The organism is Maritimimonas sp. 2304DJ26-3, from assembly GCF_056591635.1.
Map to the genome: position 1 here is coordinate 237,301 of NZ_JBWQOK010000003.1, position 17,654 is coordinate 254,954.

At 30.3% G+C, this 17,654-nt stretch carries 16 protein-coding genes; 6 read left to right on the forward strand and 10 right to left on the reverse strand.

All coding sequences use genetic code 11. From position 1 onward, the window contains the following. Window positions 1-595: 595 nt before the first annotated feature. Window positions 596-1,243, forward strand: coding sequence for a methyltransferase domain-containing protein (locus AC1EUV_RS09715; RefSeq protein WP_480198504.1), 648 nt, complete (start codon window positions 596-598; stop codon window positions 1,241-1,243). Between the two features lie 393 nt (window positions 1,244-1,636). Here AC1EUV_RS09715 and AC1EUV_RS09720 read toward each other — a convergent pair whose 3' ends face one another. The 6 genes from AC1EUV_RS09720 to mnmE all read right to left on the reverse strand — a co-directional run bounded on the left by AC1EUV_RS09720 (window position 1,637) and on the right by mnmE (window position 6,886). Beyond that, window positions 1,637-1,855 carry an acyl carrier protein gene (locus AC1EUV_RS09720; protein WP_480198505.1) on the reverse strand — a complete coding sequence of 73 codons (219 nt, stop codon included), beginning with the start codon at window positions 1,853-1,855 and terminating at the stop codon, window positions 1,637-1,639. Beyond that, window positions 1,845-2,822: a ketoacyl-ACP synthase III gene (locus tag AC1EUV_RS09725; RefSeq protein ID WP_480198506.1), complete on the reverse strand. Its 978-nt coding sequence runs from the start codon at window positions 2,820-2,822 to the stop codon at window positions 1,845-1,847. The genes AC1EUV_RS09720 and AC1EUV_RS09725 overlap by 11 nt, the downstream gene beginning before the upstream one ends. Window positions 2,823-2,958: 136 nt before the next feature. Next, window positions 2,959-4,290, reverse strand: a complete 1,332-nt coding sequence (locus AC1EUV_RS09730; protein WP_480198507.1) for an ANL family adenylate-forming protein — start codon at window positions 4,288-4,290, stop codon at window positions 2,959-2,961. Then, window positions 4,287-4,982 carry an SDR family NAD(P)-dependent oxidoreductase gene (locus AC1EUV_RS09735; protein ID WP_480198508.1) on the reverse strand — a complete coding sequence of 232 codons (696 nt, stop codon included), beginning with the start codon at window positions 4,980-4,982 and terminating at the stop codon, window positions 4,287-4,289. The genes AC1EUV_RS09730 and AC1EUV_RS09735 overlap by 4 nt, the downstream gene beginning before the upstream one ends. Next, entirely contained in the window at window positions 4,975-5,268 is a 294-nt protein-coding gene (locus AC1EUV_RS09740) for a hypothetical protein (RefSeq protein ID WP_480198509.1), read from the reverse strand. Before AC1EUV_RS09740 ends, AC1EUV_RS09735 begins: the two co-directional genes overlap by 8 nt. A 226-nt stretch (window positions 5,269-5,494) precedes the next feature. Next, the gene (gene mnmE / locus AC1EUV_RS09745) at window positions 5,495-6,886 is read right to left on the reverse strand and encodes a tRNA uridine-5-carboxymethylaminomethyl(34) synthesis GTPase MnmE (protein ID WP_480198510.1); all 1,392 of its coding nucleotides are present in this window, start codon (window positions 6,884-6,886) and stop codon (window positions 5,495-5,497) included. Between the two features lie 157 nt (window positions 6,887-7,043). On the opposite strand from mnmE, the gene AC1EUV_RS09750 reads away from it, so the two are divergent. Then, window positions 7,044-7,379 (forward strand): DUF4870 domain-containing protein, encoded by a 336-nt coding sequence (locus tag AC1EUV_RS09750; RefSeq protein ID WP_480198511.1) that lies wholly within the window; start codon window positions 7,044-7,046, stop codon window positions 7,377-7,379. Between the two features lie 456 nt (window positions 7,380-7,835). Here the strand turns inward: AC1EUV_RS09750 and AC1EUV_RS09755 are convergent, their stop codons facing one another. From AC1EUV_RS09755 to AC1EUV_RS09765, 3 genes are read right to left on the reverse strand one after another with little or no spacing between them, the layout of a single operon-like run. Further along, window positions 7,836-8,417: a MiaE family protein gene (locus AC1EUV_RS09755; RefSeq protein WP_480198512.1), complete on the reverse strand. Its 582-nt coding sequence runs from the start codon at window positions 8,415-8,417 to the stop codon at window positions 7,836-7,838. 1 nt (window position 8,418) lies between these two features. After that, on the reverse strand, window positions 8,419-10,161 hold the full coding sequence (locus AC1EUV_RS09760) for a DNA polymerase III subunit gamma/tau (RefSeq protein ID WP_480198513.1): 1,743 nt from the start codon (window positions 10,159-10,161) through the stop codon (window positions 8,419-8,421). Window positions 10,162-10,198: 37 nt separating this feature from the next. Next, window positions 10,199-11,971 carry an AMP-dependent synthetase/ligase gene (locus AC1EUV_RS09765; RefSeq protein ID WP_480198514.1) on the reverse strand — a complete coding sequence of 591 codons (1,773 nt, stop codon included), beginning with the start codon at window positions 11,969-11,971 and terminating at the stop codon, window positions 10,199-10,201. A 172-nt stretch (window positions 11,972-12,143) separates the two neighbouring features. Here AC1EUV_RS09765 and pheT point away from each other — a divergent pair, with 172 nt between their 5' ends. Genes pheT through AC1EUV_RS09780 form a run of 3 tightly spaced genes read left to right on the forward strand, consistent with a single transcriptional unit; the run spans window position 12,144 to window position 15,992 of the window. Beyond that, window positions 12,144-14,573 carry a phenylalanine--tRNA ligase subunit beta gene (gene pheT / locus AC1EUV_RS09770; RefSeq protein ID WP_480198515.1) on the forward strand — a complete coding sequence of 810 codons (2,430 nt, stop codon included), beginning with the start codon at window positions 12,144-12,146 and terminating at the stop codon, window positions 14,571-14,573. A gap of 13 nt (window positions 14,574-14,586) precedes the next feature. Continuing rightward, window positions 14,587-14,934, forward strand: a complete 348-nt coding sequence (locus AC1EUV_RS09775) for a hypothetical protein (RefSeq protein WP_480198516.1) — start codon at window positions 14,587-14,589, stop codon at window positions 14,932-14,934. 8 nt (window positions 14,935-14,942) lie between these two features. Next, window positions 14,943-15,992, forward strand: coding sequence for a quinone-dependent dihydroorotate dehydrogenase (locus tag AC1EUV_RS09780; protein WP_480198517.1), 1,050 nt, complete (start codon window positions 14,943-14,945; stop codon window positions 15,990-15,992). A gap of 23 nt (window positions 15,993-16,015) precedes the next feature. Here the strand turns inward: AC1EUV_RS09780 and AC1EUV_RS09785 are convergent, their stop codons facing one another. Continuing rightward, a complete protein-coding gene (locus AC1EUV_RS09785) occupies window positions 16,016-16,723 on the reverse strand; it encodes a pentapeptide repeat-containing protein (protein ID WP_480198518.1) in 708 nt (235 codons plus the stop codon). Window positions 16,724-16,857: 134 nt separating this feature from the next. Between AC1EUV_RS09785 and AC1EUV_RS09790 the strand changes: the two genes are divergently transcribed. Beyond that, complete coding sequence (locus tag AC1EUV_RS09790) at window positions 16,858-17,613, forward strand: head GIN domain-containing protein (protein WP_480198519.1); 756 nt, start codon at window positions 16,858-16,860, stop codon at window positions 17,611-17,613. Window positions 17,614-17,654 lie beyond the last annotated feature (41 nt).

Genomic DNA, 17,654 nt, shown 5'->3' on the forward strand with positions numbered 1-17,654 from the left:
TTTGGCAAGTAAATAAGAGCGTCAAGTAGATAAATCGGGAGAATGATGTAAGTTCTTTTACCTTTTATAAGCAAGCTAATTGAAAATTTTTCACGACTTTGGCATGCTTTTTTGTTTTAGGCGTTTCTATTCTCACATTAATTATTTTCAATTTTATCTACATATTTCTACTAAAAGGAGTTCAATATATGCCCTCTTTTACTAAAATTTATCCAATTTTTAATCTTAAAATATTATTAATTAATACAAAATGAGTGTATTATATGTAAATGGTATTTCAAAGCCATAAAAGATAAGTCAAAAACCCTGATCAGGCTTTTTTATTTCTAGAAGTCAATGGGACATCATTACCATTTACCATAGAAAATAAGTAAACAGTCAGGATAGTTTAAACTTAATTGTTTTTCTCTACTATTCGAATATTTGGAGCGGGATAGTTGAAAAGTAGATACTTAAAGTCTGATTTATTTTAATAGGGTGTTAATAAGGTGCTGTTTTTTGAAAATATTTATTCTTTAATTACTTATATTTATTAACTATTAGAAAGCTAAACAGAATTTGTATGGTGAAATTTGGTCTAAGGGATTATCTAAATATGTATAAACATAAAGGAATTAAACTTCCTTTTTTATATTTTTTTGAAAATCATTGGTTTGATATTAAGAGAGGCGTCGATACGCATAAGTGGTTGCCAAAAGATAAATTTTTAGAAGTAAATGAATATTTAGAAAATTGTTTTTTTTATATGTGTAGCTGGGAAAGTGTAGTCAAAAAATCATTTGATTTTGTTTATACCTACTTAGGTACAAGTCTAGAAAAGTATACATTCATTGATATTGGCAGTGGTAAAGGTAAGGTTCTAATCATTTGGAATGAGTTAATTATAAAACACAATTTAAAGAATAAAATAATAGGTATTGACTATAGTGAATACTTGGTTCATATTGCTAAAGACAACTTTAATAAACTTTTCAATGAACAGATTGACTTACAGATATGTAATATATTAGATGTTAATATTGAAAATTTTGGAACAAATCTTGTTTTCTATCTATATAACCCTTTTGATGCTGAAATAATGAAGAAGTTTATTGATAAGCTAGAAAATATGAATGTAATATTGATATATAATAATCCACAATTTATTCACGTATTATTAGACAATGGATTTGATATACTAACCAAACAAAATCATTGGCATGATAATGGTAATTATGTCATATTGGAAAGAAAGAAGAAATGAAAAAATAGTTCTTTTGAATGAATGTTTATTATTACAAAATAAGATAGACGACGCAAAAACAAATGAAAATTAATATTCGTCCTATATAGGTCTTGTTAACGTGAACATAAAGCAAGAAAAGTTTATAGTGGTAAACCGATGGACAACTTCCTTAATTTTGGGATGTTCTTTTGTTTTGAGACGTTTATATTGGATCCTTATAGGGTATTTACATCCTAAGCTATGGATATCATATATTTTATTCTTTCTTTTTAGAATGTAATTCTACTCATTAACTTTTTCAAGTGCGCTAATACAATGTTTTACTTCTTCTTCCGTATTAATAATACAAGGCGTTAATCGAGCATAAATCGCTTTAAGGAATAGTACCGTCAATCTACTGCAATTACGTAATCAACTTTTTTTTTCATCAATATATTTTACAACATCGTTTATGACTTTAAATTCTTCTATTTCTTCTTTAGTGACATTAATATTGAAATTAGAATCCAAAAAAGAAACTAGGCCTAAGGAAGAAAGTGAATCAAATTGAATAGGTGTTTCATTAACATCGAAACCTCCCTCTAGTTCTAAGAGTTCTGCAATTTCTTCAATGATTTCATTATTTTTCATTGTATATAATAGTTTTGAATATTTCTGTTTCCGATAAATTTACTACACAATTTGCATACGATAATCCGACCCCAAATCCGCTCAAAAGTGTATTCCCTTTTTTTACGTTGAAGAACTTCTCTGTAAGCGCCAATGGTATTGAAGCTGGACCTGTATTTCCAAATCCGTTCAAAACGGTTGGTGATTTGGAGCTGTCAATCTTCAACGTTTTATTTAAAAATTTAATGATAAAATCATTTGCTTGATGAAAAATTACATTATCAAAATCATCAATGTTTTGATCAAGATATTTTAGGTTTTCTTTAATGGATTTTGGAACATATTTACTAACAAATTTGAAAACTTCAAAACCATCCATAAAAAGCTCATCTGACTTCATGATTAAAGATTCTACTTTTTCGTCTACTGCTCTAATATGAAAAAAAGTAGAAGACTTTTTTTCTGAAGAAGAAACTATACAAGCGGATCCTCCATCACCAAAAACACTTTTAGTGGCAAAATCTTCTTTATTCAAATATTTCGTTATTGTATCACCACATAGTAGCAGAACATTTTTTATTTTTTTATTCTGAAGTAAGCTATATGACTGAAAAAGTCCTTGAATAAAGCCAGTGCATCCTAGCGGTAAATCAAAACAGGTTGTGCTATTACTTAAACCTAAGTTTTTTCTAATTTCAAACGAAGTTTGCGGCATAACATAGTCTCTTGTTTGACTTACGAAAACAATCGAATCAATCTCGCTCTTATCAAAGTTGAGTTTTTTAAATAATGTTTCAGCAGATTTAATACAAAGATCGGATGCTGTTGTATCTGGGCTTGCCGTTCTAATCGACTCTATTCCAGTAACCTGCGATGTCTTTTTTAATCGAGTCTCACTTTCATTCTTGAAAATTGATTTGAGATCCATTAAATTTTCTGGAACACAGGATGTTATCCCTAAAATTTTGGTATTATTAAATTCAATCATTCTTTTTCTTTTTTTCTAATTAGCAATTTAATTCATAAATAAATACTGAATTGATTATTAATGAACCTTGTCAAATTTATCTAAGAATTATGACAATATAGACATTAAACTTATATAAATACTTTACCGAATAATTTTATTTTTCATTTTTCTTTCCTCTATTGGTGATTTTTAATTCATCAAATGAAATCATTACCGGAATTTTAAATTTGTCAAGTCTTTCTCTACATGTTTTTTTTATTAATTTTTTTAAGAGCTTCTTGTCATTAAAATTAGTATGTATTTTTGCACAAACAATATTACCTGTTATATTATTTTGTTGACCATAAACAGTAGAATCTATAACTTCGTCAATGGAATTTAATACTTCTTCAACTTCAGAAGGATAAACTTTTAATCCTCCTACATTAATTATTTTATTTTTTCTTCCGATAATTTTCATATACCCATCGTCGTCCGTTTCAACGAGATCACCTGTTGCATACCAACCATCTTTTTTGAAACTTTCATTGCTATGATTCAAATATCCTTTTATCGAAGTTTTTGATCTTAAGTATAGCTCACTATCAACAATCTTATAATCTTTTTCATCGTCAATTATTTTAAAGAAGAGACTATCAGAAGATTTACTTTTAGTTTTTAATATACCAGTTTCACTAGTTCCAAAAGTTTGCAGTAATTTAATACTCGGAAGAAAAGAATTTATTTTTTTTAATAATACTTCAGACATCCTTTCTGTTCCGTAAGTTATTAGTTTTAAAGATTTTAATTTATGTGGATTAAAATTATCATCTATTAATAATAGATTTAAAAAAGTTGGAGTTGTTGGCAGAATATTTACTTTATACTTTCCAATTAAATTTATAATAGTAGAAGGATTTCTATCTTTTGGAATTACAAAAGGTGATCCGGTAATCAAACAATTTAATAATGTATTTAAACCTCCAATATGATCAAACATTAATAAGATAATAAAGATTAGTGACCTTTTTCTTCGAGGTTTTTTTATTGATTTTAGGATTTCAGAAAAATTCTGAATCATTACTTTTGGTTTTCCTGTAGTTCCACTAGAAAATAGAATTATTCCTGCATCTCCTTTATTTGTATAAATTGTAAACTCATTTGTAGGGGGTGAAGTTGAATTTATTTTTTCGACTATAAGTGAACCCTCTTTATTAAATGTAATAATTTTATGAGGCTTAGAAGAGTCAATTTTATCGAAAAATTCTTTTTCAGTAGTTTTTACTATTGGAATAATATTGACCGGGTACTCTGATAATAAAAGAAGTAGGGATATCGATTGAAAATTATAATCTGAGTATATAACAATGTTTTCATTTTTAGTTATTTCTTCACTTATTTGGATCCTAAATTTTTCAATCTGACTTATTAAATCATCAAATGTATACGAGCTATTTTCATCAATAATAGCAACCCCATTGTATGATTTTAAAATATCATTTATCATAACCCACCCAAATATATTTTTTGACCAGTTATAAAAGAACTTTTTTCACTTATAAAAAAATCAACTACATTCGTAATGTCATCAAAAGTTCCAAATCTTTTTAAAGTTTGTTGATTAAGTATTTCTTGAACTTTATCTTCTGGAACTACCTTAATTAGATCTGTCAAAACTGGTGTTGGTCCTATCACATTCACCGTTATATTATACCTAGAAACTTCTTTAGATAGTATTTTACTCATTGTTTCTATAGCACTTTTACTTGATGCATAAACCATTTCTCCCTCTAAGTACATAGGAACAGCTACAGTTGAAAAATTTATGATTCTGCCGAATTTTTGTTTCATCATCAGTTTCGAACATTCTCTAGAAAAAAGAAATGTTCCTAAATAATTTGTTTCAAAAAGATCTTTAACTGTAGAAACTGGTGTTAATATGGAATGATTCATAGAAGCTTTTCCTGCATTATTAATTAAAACATCTATTGATCCAAATTTTTTCTTAGATTCTTTAACTATCCTTTTCACATCCTTTTCGGAGGTAACATCACCAAGTACATGAAAATAATTTTGATGTACTAAGTCTGTATTTGATCTAGAGCATCCAACCAAGTTAAAGCCATTTTTTAAATAGTGTTCGGTCAAATTTCTTCCAATACCTTTTCTGTTTCCTGTTATTAATATGGTTTTATTCATTCACTTCTTCTAAAATAAAATCATGCATTAATTTCAAGCTAATGAACGGACTATTTCTTCTTGACATAGCTTTTTCAGACGCTAATTGAACTTCAATATCATATTCATCATCTAAAAATTGTTCAACTTCAACTATAAATTGGACCAATTCGAGAGAGTCAAAGATTGAAGAGCTACCTATTAACCTAGTGTTTTCGTCTATTTCACAATTAACCTCAATTTCATTTTCTTGGATAAAATCGTTTAATAGATTAATTAAATTATTTTTTAAACTTTTTATTTTCATTTAAAGCATTTATATATTTTCTATTCAAATATAAACAATTGTATTTTTTAAATTAACCATTTTCAACACTCTATTAATTGTAGCAAGTTATGGCTATTCTTTAATCCAAATTCTTAATAAATTTTTACGTTATTGCTATTTTGTCCTAGCCTTAGAAAAACGTTCAAGCTATGTATTTATGTTATTAATAAAAAAAGTGAAGATTAATGTTTTGGAAAATTAATATTTACTTCCCAATACAAAAATTAGAAAATATATTTCCTAGAATATCTTTATCTACATCATATTCACCTGTAATATTACCTATATGACTAAGACATTCTCTAATATCAATAGCAAAAAGATCAGAGGGTAGATTGTTTTCAATACCATTTTGAACTGCTAGTATACTATCTAATGCATTATTTAGAGCCTCGAAATGTCGGGAATTTGTAACAATGGTTTCGTTGTTACTCAAAGCTCCAGTATTTACTAACGAGGTTAACTCAGATTTAAGTTCATCAATACCAACTCCTTTTTTAGCTGACAATAGAAGCGCGTTAGGAATTTTAGATTTTAAACTTTGATGTTCATTTTTTGACAAAGAATCAATTTTATTTGCTATAACTAATAGTTTTTTATCGTTAAATCGATCTTTAGCATTATTTAGATCTAATTCAAATTTTGTGCTTTGTATTTTATATTTTTCTGAGTCAATTAAGAAAATTACAAGTTGGGCTTTATCGGCTTTTTCATAGGCCTTTTTTATACCAATACTTTCTACAATATCTTCAGTGTCTCTAATTCCAGCAGTATCAATGAACCGAAAAGCAACACCATTAATGATAACTTCATCTTCTATGACATCTCGTGTGGTACCCGCAATATCAGAAACTATCGCTTTGTCTTCATTTAAAAGAGTATTTAGTAAAGTAGATTTTCCAACATTAGGTTCACCTATAATGGCTACAGGAATTCCATTTTTCATAGCGTTACCATAAGCGAAGCTGTCTATCAATCGTTTTAAAACCGAAATAATCTTTGATACTAACTCTTTAAACTGCGTTCTATCAGCAAATTCAACATCTTCGCCCGAGAAATCCAACTCTAACTCGATCAAAGAAGCAAAATCTAATAATTGTTGACGTAAAGTCTTTAATTCATTGGTAATACCGCCACGCATTTGCTGTATTGCCATTTGATGTGAAGCTTCAGAATTAGAAGCAATAACATCCGCCACCGCTTCAGCTTGGCTCAAATCCATTTTCCCGTTAAGGAAGGCTCTCATGGTAAATTCACCATTATCAGCCATTCTACAACCGTTTCTTAAGAATAATTGAATGATCTCTTGTTGGATAAAAACTGAACCATGACAAGAAATTTCTACCACGTTCTCACCAGTATAGGAGCGAGGATTTTTAAAAAGTGAAACCAATGCTTCGTCTAAAATTTTGTCATTTTCTACAATGTGACCTAAATGTATAGTATGGGTTTTTTGCTCATTTAAAATTTTACCACTAATAGACTTAAAGTAGGACGATACAATATCTATTGCTTTTTCTCCCGAAATACGGATTATAGAAATTGCACCGACGCCAGACGGAGTTGCTAAAGCAATAATTGTATCATTCTGGATCATTAGGTTATTTTATATGCTGTAAAATTAAGAAAACTAATTGGTTAGGTATTATGTTAGTATATGATTGTAATTGACTGGTTGCTAATTATTTGTAACAAAATGTCGGTTTGTGCGTCTTATAGATAAGTAGAGTCATTAATCAAAAAGAACCAAAACCATGAAAACAAACAATCAATTATTAGTTATTACCCATTTAAGTCAATTATTAGATCTAGTTACACTTATTGGAGGATTTTTAGTGCCATTCATTATATGGCAAACGAGCAAGAACAAAGTGAATGAAATGGATGAGCACGGCAGAAGTATCATTAACTTTCGTTTAAGTATGATTATCTATACATTAATATGTATACCTCTAATCTTATTTTTTGGACTAGGATTGCTTGGATTTTTAGTAATTGGGGTGTTTTATTTCATATTTCCAATCATAAATGCTGTAAAAGCTAGTAACGGAGAGCATCCTAGCTACCCGTTTTCCATGAGGTTTATATAAACTCAAAAAAATATTTAAAAAAAATCATCAATTAGTTTTGATGATTTTTTTGTTGAAATTAGATTTTAATTTAGATTTAAGTATTTAATACGCTTAAAATCAGATTACTATAAATAGTTTTAAAACTCCCTGAAAACCATGAGTTTTAAAAATACCTAATTGCTCTATTGACCAATATAGTTTTAGAACATACATTTGTCCTGTACAATAATTAGAAACACTATTACGTTCTTAATATACTCCGAAAGGAGACAAAGAAAAGGGGAGAAAGGAGAGAAGCGAAAAAGTTAAACTATGATTAACACCTACGAGTAACTTTTCTCCTTACTATTTTTTTTCGTAAAATCTTGCTCCAGTAAGGAGCTAACAACAAGGGGAGAAAGGAGAGAAGTTATATAAGGCATTTGCTTTACTACAATTAACTTTTCTCCTTATTTTTTTATCAAATTTATGATTTTATCCGTGAACTTTTGCTTTATTACCTCTAGTTTTCATAAACTCGGCTTCGTAAGCTAAAAGTGCTTTCCATTTTTTATTTACTACTTCTTTATCTTGGTATTTTCTTGCAAAACCTAAAAAAACCTTATAATGATTGGCTTCAGAAATCATTAAGTCCTTATAAAAATTTGACAATTCCTGGTCTTTTAAGTTTTCTGAAAACACTTTAAAACGCTCGCAACTTCTAGCTTCAATAAGTGCAGCGACTAATAATCTCTGTATTAATGCTTCTGTTCTGTCTTTTGTTTTTGTAAAGAACTGCTGAAGTTTTATGGCATAATCATTTTTTTGACCAATACCCAGAGACATGCCGCGTTTTATCATTAAATCATGAACCATTTTAAAATGCTCCATTTCTTCAATGGCAATTTCACTCATGGCGGAAACTAATTCTGTTTCTTCTGAGTAGTTAATTATAATTGAAACGGCATTTGAGGCAGCTTTTTGCTCTAAGAAAGCATGATCTGTTAATATCTGTTGTAAATTATCTTTTGCAATTTCGGTCCAAGAGGTTTCGGTATCAAATTTTAATCCTAGCATATTAAAGATCTAGTTTGAAAGTGTTTTTTAGCTTTGCTAAAGATTGATTTTTTTCTAAAAGTTTGTTGTATTTTTCTTGAGGAGTATATGCAAACTTTTTTGTGTTTTCTTCATTTACAATAATATTGAAATCAATACTGTAGTTATTTAATTCTTCACGAAGATGTTTTAAAAGTTTATGTTTAGCTTTATTAAATTCACCTTTCATCATGCTGTTAGGAAATGTTAGAGAAATAGTATTTCCATCAATTTTAGGGGTATCAGATTTTATTATAGAAGCGACAATTTTTTCTCCATTTTTAATTAACTTTTCTATATAGTTTTCCCATAGATTCTTAAACTCTATCTCAGTAAAATGATCTTTTGGCAAATCATCGGCATTTACATGATCTTCAATAATAGATTTTTTTGCAGTTGGTTTTTTATTAATGCTATTTAATGATAACGCTGAAGTACGTCTACGCTCCGTTTTTAAAATAGGTTTCTCTAGTACTTCAACAGGCTCTTTTTTAGCAAGTTTCACTTCGCTCACGGATTGCGGTACAATTTCTTTTTTAGTTTCTAAAGGAATATTTTTAGACTCGGCAATCTTATTTAAAGGTTCTTTTTTATCAATTATAGACTTAGAAGTGTTGATAAAATTCTTAGCAGGAATTATAAAGTGTTTACGCTTTTTTTTTTCTCCATCAAAAGTGATAGAAGCCAATTGCATTAAAGTTAATTCAACCAATAACCGTTGATTTTTACTTGACTTATATTTAAGATCACAATCGTTAGCTAAATCAATTGCTTTTAATAGAAAGCTCATTGGTGCTTTAATAGCTTGTTCTAAATATTGCTTCTTAGCAGTATCGCCAACTTCTAATAGTTCTACAGTAGCTTTATCTTTAGCTACTAAGAGATCTCTAAAATGAGATGCTAATCCAGCAATGAAATGGTGACCATCAAATCCTTTACTAAGAATTTTATTAAAATGAATCAATAAATTAGGAATGTCATTTTCTATAATTAGATCAGTTGCTTTAAAGTAAGAATCGTAATCAAGAACATTCAAATTTTCAGCGACAGCTTGACGCGTAATAGTATCACCTGCAAAACTAACTACACGATCAAAGATAGAAAGTGCATCACGCATAGCACCGTCTGCCTTTTGGGCAATAATATGCAACGCATCATCATCAGCATTGATGTTTTCTTGCCGCGCAATTTTCTTTAAGTAATTTTTAGCATCAGATACACCAATTCGTTTAAAATCAAATATTTGGCAACGAGATAAAATTGTTGGAATGATTTTATGTTTTTCAGTTGTTGCTAAAATAAAAATGGCATGTGCTGGTGGCTCTTCTAATGTCTTTAAAAATGCATTGAAGGCGGCCTGAGATAACATATGTACCTCATCGATAATATAAACCTTGTAATTACCCGTTTGTGGCGGTATACGAACCTGATCGGTCAAACTTCTTATGTCGTCTACAGAATTGTTAGAAGCAGCATCAAGTTCAAAGATATTAAAGGCAAAATCTTCATCTGGATTTACCTCTTGACCATCTTGATTGATTTGTTTTGCCAGTATTCTTGCACATGATGTCTTACCAACTCCACGAGGTCCGGTAAATAATAAAGCTTGTGCTAAATGATTGTTTTTAATAGCATTTTGCAACGTATTTGTAATGGCTTGTTGGCCAACTACATCTTCAAAAGTTTGAGGACGGTATTTACGCGCTGATACTATAAAATGCTCCATGAAAAGCGTTAGGAATTTGAGAATGTAAAGTTATGAATTAACTATAGATTTTGTCGTATAAATCTTTATAGATTTCTTTAATAACTTTTCGTTTCATTTTCATGGTTGGAGTTAGTTCCCCACTATCTATTGACCATACAGTTGGAGTAAGTTCAAAGCGTTTGATTTGTTCCCACTTGCCAAATTTTTCATTACAGGCAAAGACTTCTTCTTGTATTTTGTCGACAATAATTTTTGAACTTATTATTTCTTCATTCGTAGTACCGACACTTACTTCTTCTCTTTGGCTCCACTCTTTAATGTATTCAAAATTAGGTTGTATCAATGCTGCTGGCATTTTTTCACCTTCACCAACAACCATAATTTGCTCAATAAATAATGATTGCTTAAACTCACCTTCTAATAAAGGCGGTATCACATATTTGCCTCCTGATGTTTTAAACATTTCTTTAGTACGACCAGTTATTCTTAAAAAACCATCACCATCAATTTCTCCTTTATCTCCAGTATGGAACCATTCATCCTCTATGACTTCAGCAGTTTTCTCAGAATCTTTGTAATACCCTTGCATAACATTTGGCCCTTTTACTAATAACTCGCCATTTTCGGCAAACTTTACTTCAACGCCATCAATTATTTTACCTACTGTACCTGGTCTAAATCCACCATTTCTAACATCATTCACAGACACCACAGGTGAAGTCTCTGTTAGGCCATACCCTTCCATAATTGGCATTCCTGCCGCTGCAAAAACTCTAGTTAAGCGTTGTTGTAAAGCAGCACTACCAGAAACCATAATTTTTAACTCACCACCTAAAGCTTCTTGCCATTTACTAAAAATAAGTTTGCGCGCTAATTTTAATTGACGTTCATACCACCATCCATTTTCGCCATACGGTTTATATTTTAGGCCAAGATCTAAAGCCCAGAAAAATAGTTTCTTTTTTGCTCCTGTTAAAGAGTCTCCTTTGGCTACAATCTTATCATATATTTTTTCATATAGCCTGGGGACGGCCGTCATAACATTTGGCTTTATCTCTTTGGCATTATCACTTAATTTATCAATAGCTTCAGCAAAATAGATTTGTAGACCATTGTATTGATATAAATACAAAATCATACGCTCAAAAATATGGCATATTGGTAAGAAACTTAAAGCCTTATCTTGACCAGGAGCTAATGGAACACGCTTATCTGCATCCAATACATTAGAAACAATATTATTATGAGAAAGCATTACACCTTTTGGTCTTCCCGTTGTACCTGAAGTATAAATTAAAGTAGCTAAATCATTAGGATTAACAGAACTCATCCTGTCTTCAACAACATCTTGATTGCTATCGTTTTTACCTAGTTCTAATACTTCTTCCCAACTTTTTTCACCAGAAATTTCCTTAAAAGTATATACTTCTTTTAGCTTGGTTTTTTCTTTTATCTGATTCAGTTTTTCAAGGATGGTTTCGTCAGATACAAAACAATAAATTGCTTCAGAATGATTTAATACATATTCATAATCTTCTTTTGAAATTGTAGGGTAGATAGGTACATTCTGAGCGCCAGTTTGTAAAATACCGATGTCACATATATTCCACTCTGTACGATTGGTAGTTGAAATTACAGCAATTTTATCATTCTTTTTTACCCCTAATCGTATCAAACCTCTACTAATAGCATTTGCTTTAGCTATATATTCTTTTGTAGAAGTGGCAATCCATTTATCACCATACTTTGTGACCAAAGCTTTATCTAGATTAAATTTTTCTAGTTGATGGTAAGGGAAATCAAAAAGGCGTGTAATTTCTTTCGACATAAAGTGAATTTTTGAGGGAATGCAAAGTATAAAAATAATAAAGATTACGCAAGTACACCTAATAAGAGGTTTGTATAGAAGTTTTAAGGCAGTTGAATAAATTTGCAAAAAGCAATAAAACTACTTCAACAGATTAATTATCTTTGCTCACTTATTTAAAGGAGTATAGTAGATGAAGATATCATACAATTGGTTAAAACAATTCTTGCAGTTAGATTGGGATGCTGAAAAAACGGGAGATCTATTGACAGATCTTGGATTAGAAGTTGAAGGGATTGAAACGGTTGAGTCTGTAAAAGGAAGCTTAAAAGGAATTGTGATAGGTGAAGTTTTAACTTGTGAGCAACATCCTAACGCAGATCGATTAAAAGTTACCACTGTTGACCTTGGAAATGGCGAACCTGTACAAATTGTATGTGGAGCACCAAATGTGGCAGCTGGTCAGAAAGTGCCTGTGGCAACCATTGGAACACTATTGTATGATAAAGATGGTAATGAATTTAAAATAAAGAAAGGAAAGATACGTGGTGAAGAGAGCCATGGAATGATCTGTGCTGAAGATGAATTAGGTTTAGGAGAAAGTCATGATGGTATAATGATTTTAGATAGTTCATTGAATGCTGGTGAAAAAGCTGCTGATGTATTTAATATTTCTACAGATCAAGTATTTGAAATAGGTTTAACACCTAATAGATCTGACGCAATGAGTCATTTAGGTGTAGCCCGCGATTTAAAAGCTGGTTTAAATCAACAAGATATAGATATTGAGTTAATCACTCCATCAATTAGTAACTTTGATGTTGATATTAGAAAACACAAGGTAGATGTAATAGTAGAGGATCATGATTTGGTGCCTAGATATATGGGTGTAACGATGACTGATATTAATGTTGATGAATCTCCCCAATGGATAAAAGACAGACTAAAAGCAATCGGATTGACCCCTATTAATAATGTAGTTGATATTACCAATTATGTGTTACATGAATTAGGACAACCATTACATGCTTTTGATGCTGCAAAAATTAAAGGAGATAAAATAGTTGTAAAAACATTACCAGCTGATACTAAGTTTATCACTTTAGATGAGGTCGAACGTAAATTGCACCAAGAAGATATTATGATTTGCGATGGAGAATCGAACCCTATGTGTATTGGTGGTGTTTTTGGAGGAATTAAATCTGGAGTTTCAGAAAATACAACTTCAATATTTTTAGAAGCAGCATATTTTGATCCTATTTCAATACGTAAAACGGCAAAACGTCATGGATTAAATACGGACGCATCTTTTCGTTTTGAGCGAGGTATAGATCCAAATATGACAGAGTATGCTCTTAAGAGAGCAGCTATATTGATAGAAGAAATAGCTGGCGGACAAATATCTTCTGAAATTGTAGATATTTATCCTAATAAAATTGAAGATCATCAAGTACACTTGTCGTATAATAGAGCTTTTAAATTAATTGGCGAAGAAATATCTAAGGATGCTATTAAAAATATCTTAGCTTCTTTAGAAATTAAGATTAATAATGAAACCGATGCTGGCTTGGGATTAACAATACCGGCTTATCGTACTGATGTTACTAGAGAAGCCGATATAGTCGAAGAAATTTTAAGAGTTTATGGTTATAACAATATTGAAACATCGCAGAAATTAAGTACTTCTATTTCATATACAGATAAAATTAATGCTGGCAAATTACAGAATTTAGTTTCTGATCAATTGGTTTCTTTAGGATTCAATGAAATGATGGCTAATTCTCTAACGAAGCCCGAGTACGTTGAATTATCTGAATTGTTAAAAGCAGAATATAATGTAGAGATGTTGAATCCGTTAAGTGCCGATTTATCGGTTATGCGTCAATCATTAGTATTTAGCGGATTAGAAGCTGTAGCTTATAACTTGAATAGAAAAAGTAATAGCCTAAAACTCTTTGAATTTGGCAATACCTATCATAAATATGATAGTGGTTATAACGAGGATAAACATTTAACACTTACCATTACCGGAAATCGTTCTAAAGATAGCTGGTCTACGGCTACTAAAACTTCAGATTTCTTTTATTTAAAAGGCATAATAGGCAGTTTAATACAACGTTTAGGCATAAATGGTGTAAAATCTGCACCTACTAAGAATGATATTTTTTCTGAAGGATTATCATTAAAACAAGGCAAGATTGCACTAGTTGATTTTGGTGTGGTAAAGCGTTCAATTTTAAAAGAATTCGGCATAAAGCAAGAGGTGCTCTTTGCAAACTTTAATTGGAAAAGCATTTTACAATTAACGAGTAGAAAGTCATTGAAGGTTAAAGATTTACCTAAGTTCCCAACGGTGAAAAGAGACTTAGCTTTATTGTTAGACAACTCAGTTTCGTTCAAAGAATTATATACTACGGCTTTACAAACTGAAAAGCAGCTGTTGAAAGATGTTGATTTATTCGATGTGTATCAAGGCAAAAATTTGCCTGACGGTAAGAAATCTTATGCATTGAGTTTCTTGTTGCAAGACGAAAATAAAACCCTAAATGACAAGCAGATTGATAAAGTAATGCAAAAGTTGCAAAACGCTTTTGAGCGGGATTTTAATGCTGAATTGAGATAAGAATAAGATTGTTATGGGTAAAGATTTCAACTCTAAAACGGTTATAATTGCTATTGTTTTAACTATAGTTTTGTTAGTGGTTGGTATAAAATATAAAAACAACTTTCATAATGATATTGATGAAAATAAAGGTATTACTAAAGGTAAAATTTATTTAGTATTGGATGTTAATAAGAGCTTTACTAAAAAGAGATATAGATATGAGTTTAAAGTAGGGGATAAACTTTTTAGAGGTGAAACAAGAAAAAGATTGGATTTTGAAGTTAATATTGATGATGTTTATCCTGTTGAATATTCTCTAAAAAACCCTGAACATAATAGGATGGTTTTTGAAGAAAAAAGAATTAACTCAACTAATTAATTAAGTTAATGTACCGAGCCATAATCAAACCACTATTATTTCTTTTTGACCCAGAGAGAGTCCATCATTTTACTTTTTCATGTTTAAAAATTGTATTTAAATTACCATTTGTAGCTTCGCTTACGCGGAAGTCGTTTGAGGTAAATGATAAAAAGTTAGAACGAGAATTATTCGGGCTTACTTTTAAAAATCCTGTTGGACTTGCGGCAGGTTTTGATAAAAATGCCTTATTAGTTGATGAATTACCAAATTTTGGATTTGGTTTTATAGAGATTGGAACTGTAACTCCTAAACCCCAAGATGGCAACCCTAAAAAAAGATTGTTTCGATTAAAAGATGATCAGGCAATTATTAATCGAATGGGGTTTAATAATGATGGTTTAGATATAATCTGTAAGCGACTTAAATATAGAAAAGGAAACATTCTAGTTGGAGGTAATATAGGTAAGAATAAAGTTACACCTAATGAACAAGCAATAGAAGATTACCTAATTAGTTTTAATGATCTTTTTGATTACGTACATTACTTTGTGGTAAATGTTAGCTCACCAAATACACCTAATCTCAGAGAATTACAAGATAAAGAACCATTGACCAAATTATTAAAAGCGCTGCAGGTTGAGAATAAAAAAATGGCGAAGTTTTGCCCTAAAGGTAAAACAAAACCTATTCTTTTAAAGATTGCACCAGATTTATCAAATGATCAGTTAATAGATATTGTAGATATTGTAAAAGAAACAAAAATTGAGGGTGTTATCGCGACAAATACAACAATTTCCCGTAAAGGTTTACATTCTAATAATAAAAAAGAAACTGGAGGTTTAAGCGGTAAGCCATTAACACAAAGATCAACAGAGGTAATTCGTTTTCTATCAGAAAAATCTAATAAAGCATTTCCAATAATTGGAGTAGGAGGGATTCATTCTGCTAACGATGCTTTAGAAAAAATCGAAGCCGGAGCAGATTTAGTTCAAATCTACACCGGCTTTATATATAAAGGACCGAGTTTAGTAAAACAAATTAATAAAGCAATTGTCAATTCGAGTGATTCCGAGTAATCGGGGTTGTATCGAGAAGTTGACTAATCGTTGTTCAACAAATACTTTGATAAACCATCACCATTGATGTCTGTATATTTTGAGTTGATATCGTGAGCTACTTTCATTCCAGACACGTTAAAATTTCCTCTTACTTTAGTATATTTTAGATTTAAATCTTCTTCAAAACGAGCATTATTAAATGATACGCCGTCTTTAAATTTTGTGTATTTAAATGTTGCATATTCTTCGAATACTGTATTAGCAAAACTTACATTATTGTCAAATTTTGCGTATTTAAAAGTAGATTCTCTTTGGAATTTTGAACCTGCAAAATCAGCATTTCTTTCAAATGAAGAATATTTGAACATGGCATTTCTTTTAAATTCACAATTTTTAAATCTTACATCATTTTCAAAGCTAGCAACAAAAGTATACTTGCTACCCTCATCATGAATGTATGCTAAAACATCACCTTCAAAAGTACAGTTAATAAATGAAATTCTACCTTCTATAGTCTCTTTTACAGTATTACTTCCACCATTTTTATACCACTTATGTTTTTTAGGTAGATCTGGTAATTTATCTTCCATATAAGTCATATCTAATGTGCCAGTTATAGTAGCGTTTTCGTAAGTTACTGTTTTACCGGTTTTAATATCGTCTAAAATGTCTGAAGCGCTTACAGTACGTTGAGCAGAAATAGCTAATGAAAGAAACAAAATAAATGCAATTGGTAAGAATTTGTTCATGATTGTTAGTTTTAGAATCCTATACTATTAAGACTACATAAAATCTAAACTGTTACACTTTTTGTATCTTTATTCACTAGAAACTGTAACAAAAGTTATTCTAGTTTGTCTCTACATTAAAACCAAGAAATATTATGAAGTATCGTTTGCAATTTGCTCTTTTACTAGTATCTTTTTTTACGGTAAATATAACGGCAGCTCAAGAAAAAACAATTGAACTTACAGATAATTTTGACAAGATAATAGTTAGTCCGCATATAGAGGTAGAATTTGTTCAAGGTGAAACAGCTAAGGTTGAGGTCAAAGAAATTATAGTTCCTATTGAAAAATTTAATTATGAGATCGAAAATAATATACTACAGGTATATTTAGAAGGCGCAAAAACAACCACAAAGCATGCAAAGTACAATCATAACGGTTGGAAACATAAGAAGCCAATTTATAAAAATACGGTTGCTAAAGTAAAGATTACATATACTAGTGTAGATACTTTTTCTCTAAGAGGAGAAGAGAAAATTACTTTTGAAAGCTCTTTAGATCAAGATGAATGCACGCTGCGTATTTATGGCGAATCTGAAGTATTAATAAAAGATGCTAAATTGAATGATTTACGTGTTGCTATTTATGGCGAAAGCCATTTGGTAATTGATTCTGGTAGTATAGCAAACCAAAAAATCACAGGGTACGGATCTAGTAAAGTAAGGACTCTAGATGTAGCCACAAAAAACGCTAAAGTAACTTCATACGGGGAAGGTACCTATCAGTTGGCGGTTTCAGATCGTTTAAAAGTAACCTCATATGGAGAGGCCAATATTCTATATAAAGGTACACCCGACATTAAAAAAGGTATTGTAATTGGTGAGTCTACAATTGCAAGCGTAAACGAATAATCTCTTTTTATTATAAATTTAAAATGGCTTTAGATTTTTCT

What these genes read in the sequence shown, in the direction of transcription:
- AC1EUV_RS09715 (WP_480198504.1), top strand. Translation starts at nt 596, where the DNA reads ATGTATAAACATAAAGGAATTAAACTTCCTTTTTTATATTTTTTTGAA.
- AC1EUV_RS09720 (WP_480198505.1), bottom strand. Translation starts at nt 1,855, where the DNA reads ATGAAAAATAATGAAATCATTGAAGAAATTGCAGAACTCTTAGAACTA.
- AC1EUV_RS09725 (WP_480198506.1), bottom strand. Translation starts at nt 2,822, where the DNA reads ATGATTGAATTTAATAATACCAAAATTTTAGGGATAACATCCTGTGTT.
- AC1EUV_RS09730 (WP_480198507.1), bottom strand. Translation starts at nt 4,290, where the DNA reads ATGATAAATGATATTTTAAAATCATACAATGGGGTTGCTATTATTGAT.
- AC1EUV_RS09735 (WP_480198508.1), bottom strand. Translation starts at nt 4,982, where the DNA reads ATGAATAAAACCATATTAATAACAGGAAACAGAAAAGGTATTGGAAGA.
- AC1EUV_RS09740 (WP_480198509.1), bottom strand. Translation starts at nt 5,268, where the DNA reads ATGAAAATAAAAAGTTTAAAAAATAATTTAATTAATCTATTAAACGAT.
- mnmE (WP_480198510.1), bottom strand. Translation starts at nt 6,886, where the DNA reads ATGATCCAGAATGATACAATTATTGCTTTAGCAACTCCGTCTGGCGTC.
- AC1EUV_RS09750 (WP_480198511.1), top strand. Translation starts at nt 7,044, where the DNA reads ATGAAAACAAACAATCAATTATTAGTTATTACCCATTTAAGTCAATTA.
- AC1EUV_RS09755 (WP_480198512.1), bottom strand. Translation starts at nt 8,417, where the DNA reads ATGCTAGGATTAAAATTTGATACCGAAACCTCTTGGACCGAAATTGCA.
- AC1EUV_RS09760 (WP_480198513.1), bottom strand. Translation starts at nt 10,161, where the DNA reads ATGGAGCATTTTATAGTATCAGCGCGTAAATACCGTCCTCAAACTTTT.
- AC1EUV_RS09765 (WP_480198514.1), bottom strand. Translation starts at nt 11,971, where the DNA reads ATGTCGAAAGAAATTACACGCCTTTTTGATTTCCCTTACCATCAACTA.
- pheT (WP_480198515.1), top strand. Translation starts at nt 12,144, where the DNA reads ATGAAGATATCATACAATTGGTTAAAACAATTCTTGCAGTTAGATTGG.
- AC1EUV_RS09775 (WP_480198516.1), top strand. Translation starts at nt 14,587, where the DNA reads ATGGGTAAAGATTTCAACTCTAAAACGGTTATAATTGCTATTGTTTTA.
- AC1EUV_RS09780 (WP_480198517.1), top strand. Translation starts at nt 14,943, where the DNA reads ATGTACCGAGCCATAATCAAACCACTATTATTTCTTTTTGACCCAGAG.
- AC1EUV_RS09785 (WP_480198518.1), bottom strand. Translation starts at nt 16,723, where the DNA reads ATGAACAAATTCTTACCAATTGCATTTATTTTGTTTCTTTCATTAGCT.
- AC1EUV_RS09790 (WP_480198519.1), top strand. Translation starts at nt 16,858, where the DNA reads ATGAAGTATCGTTTGCAATTTGCTCTTTTACTAGTATCTTTTTTTACG.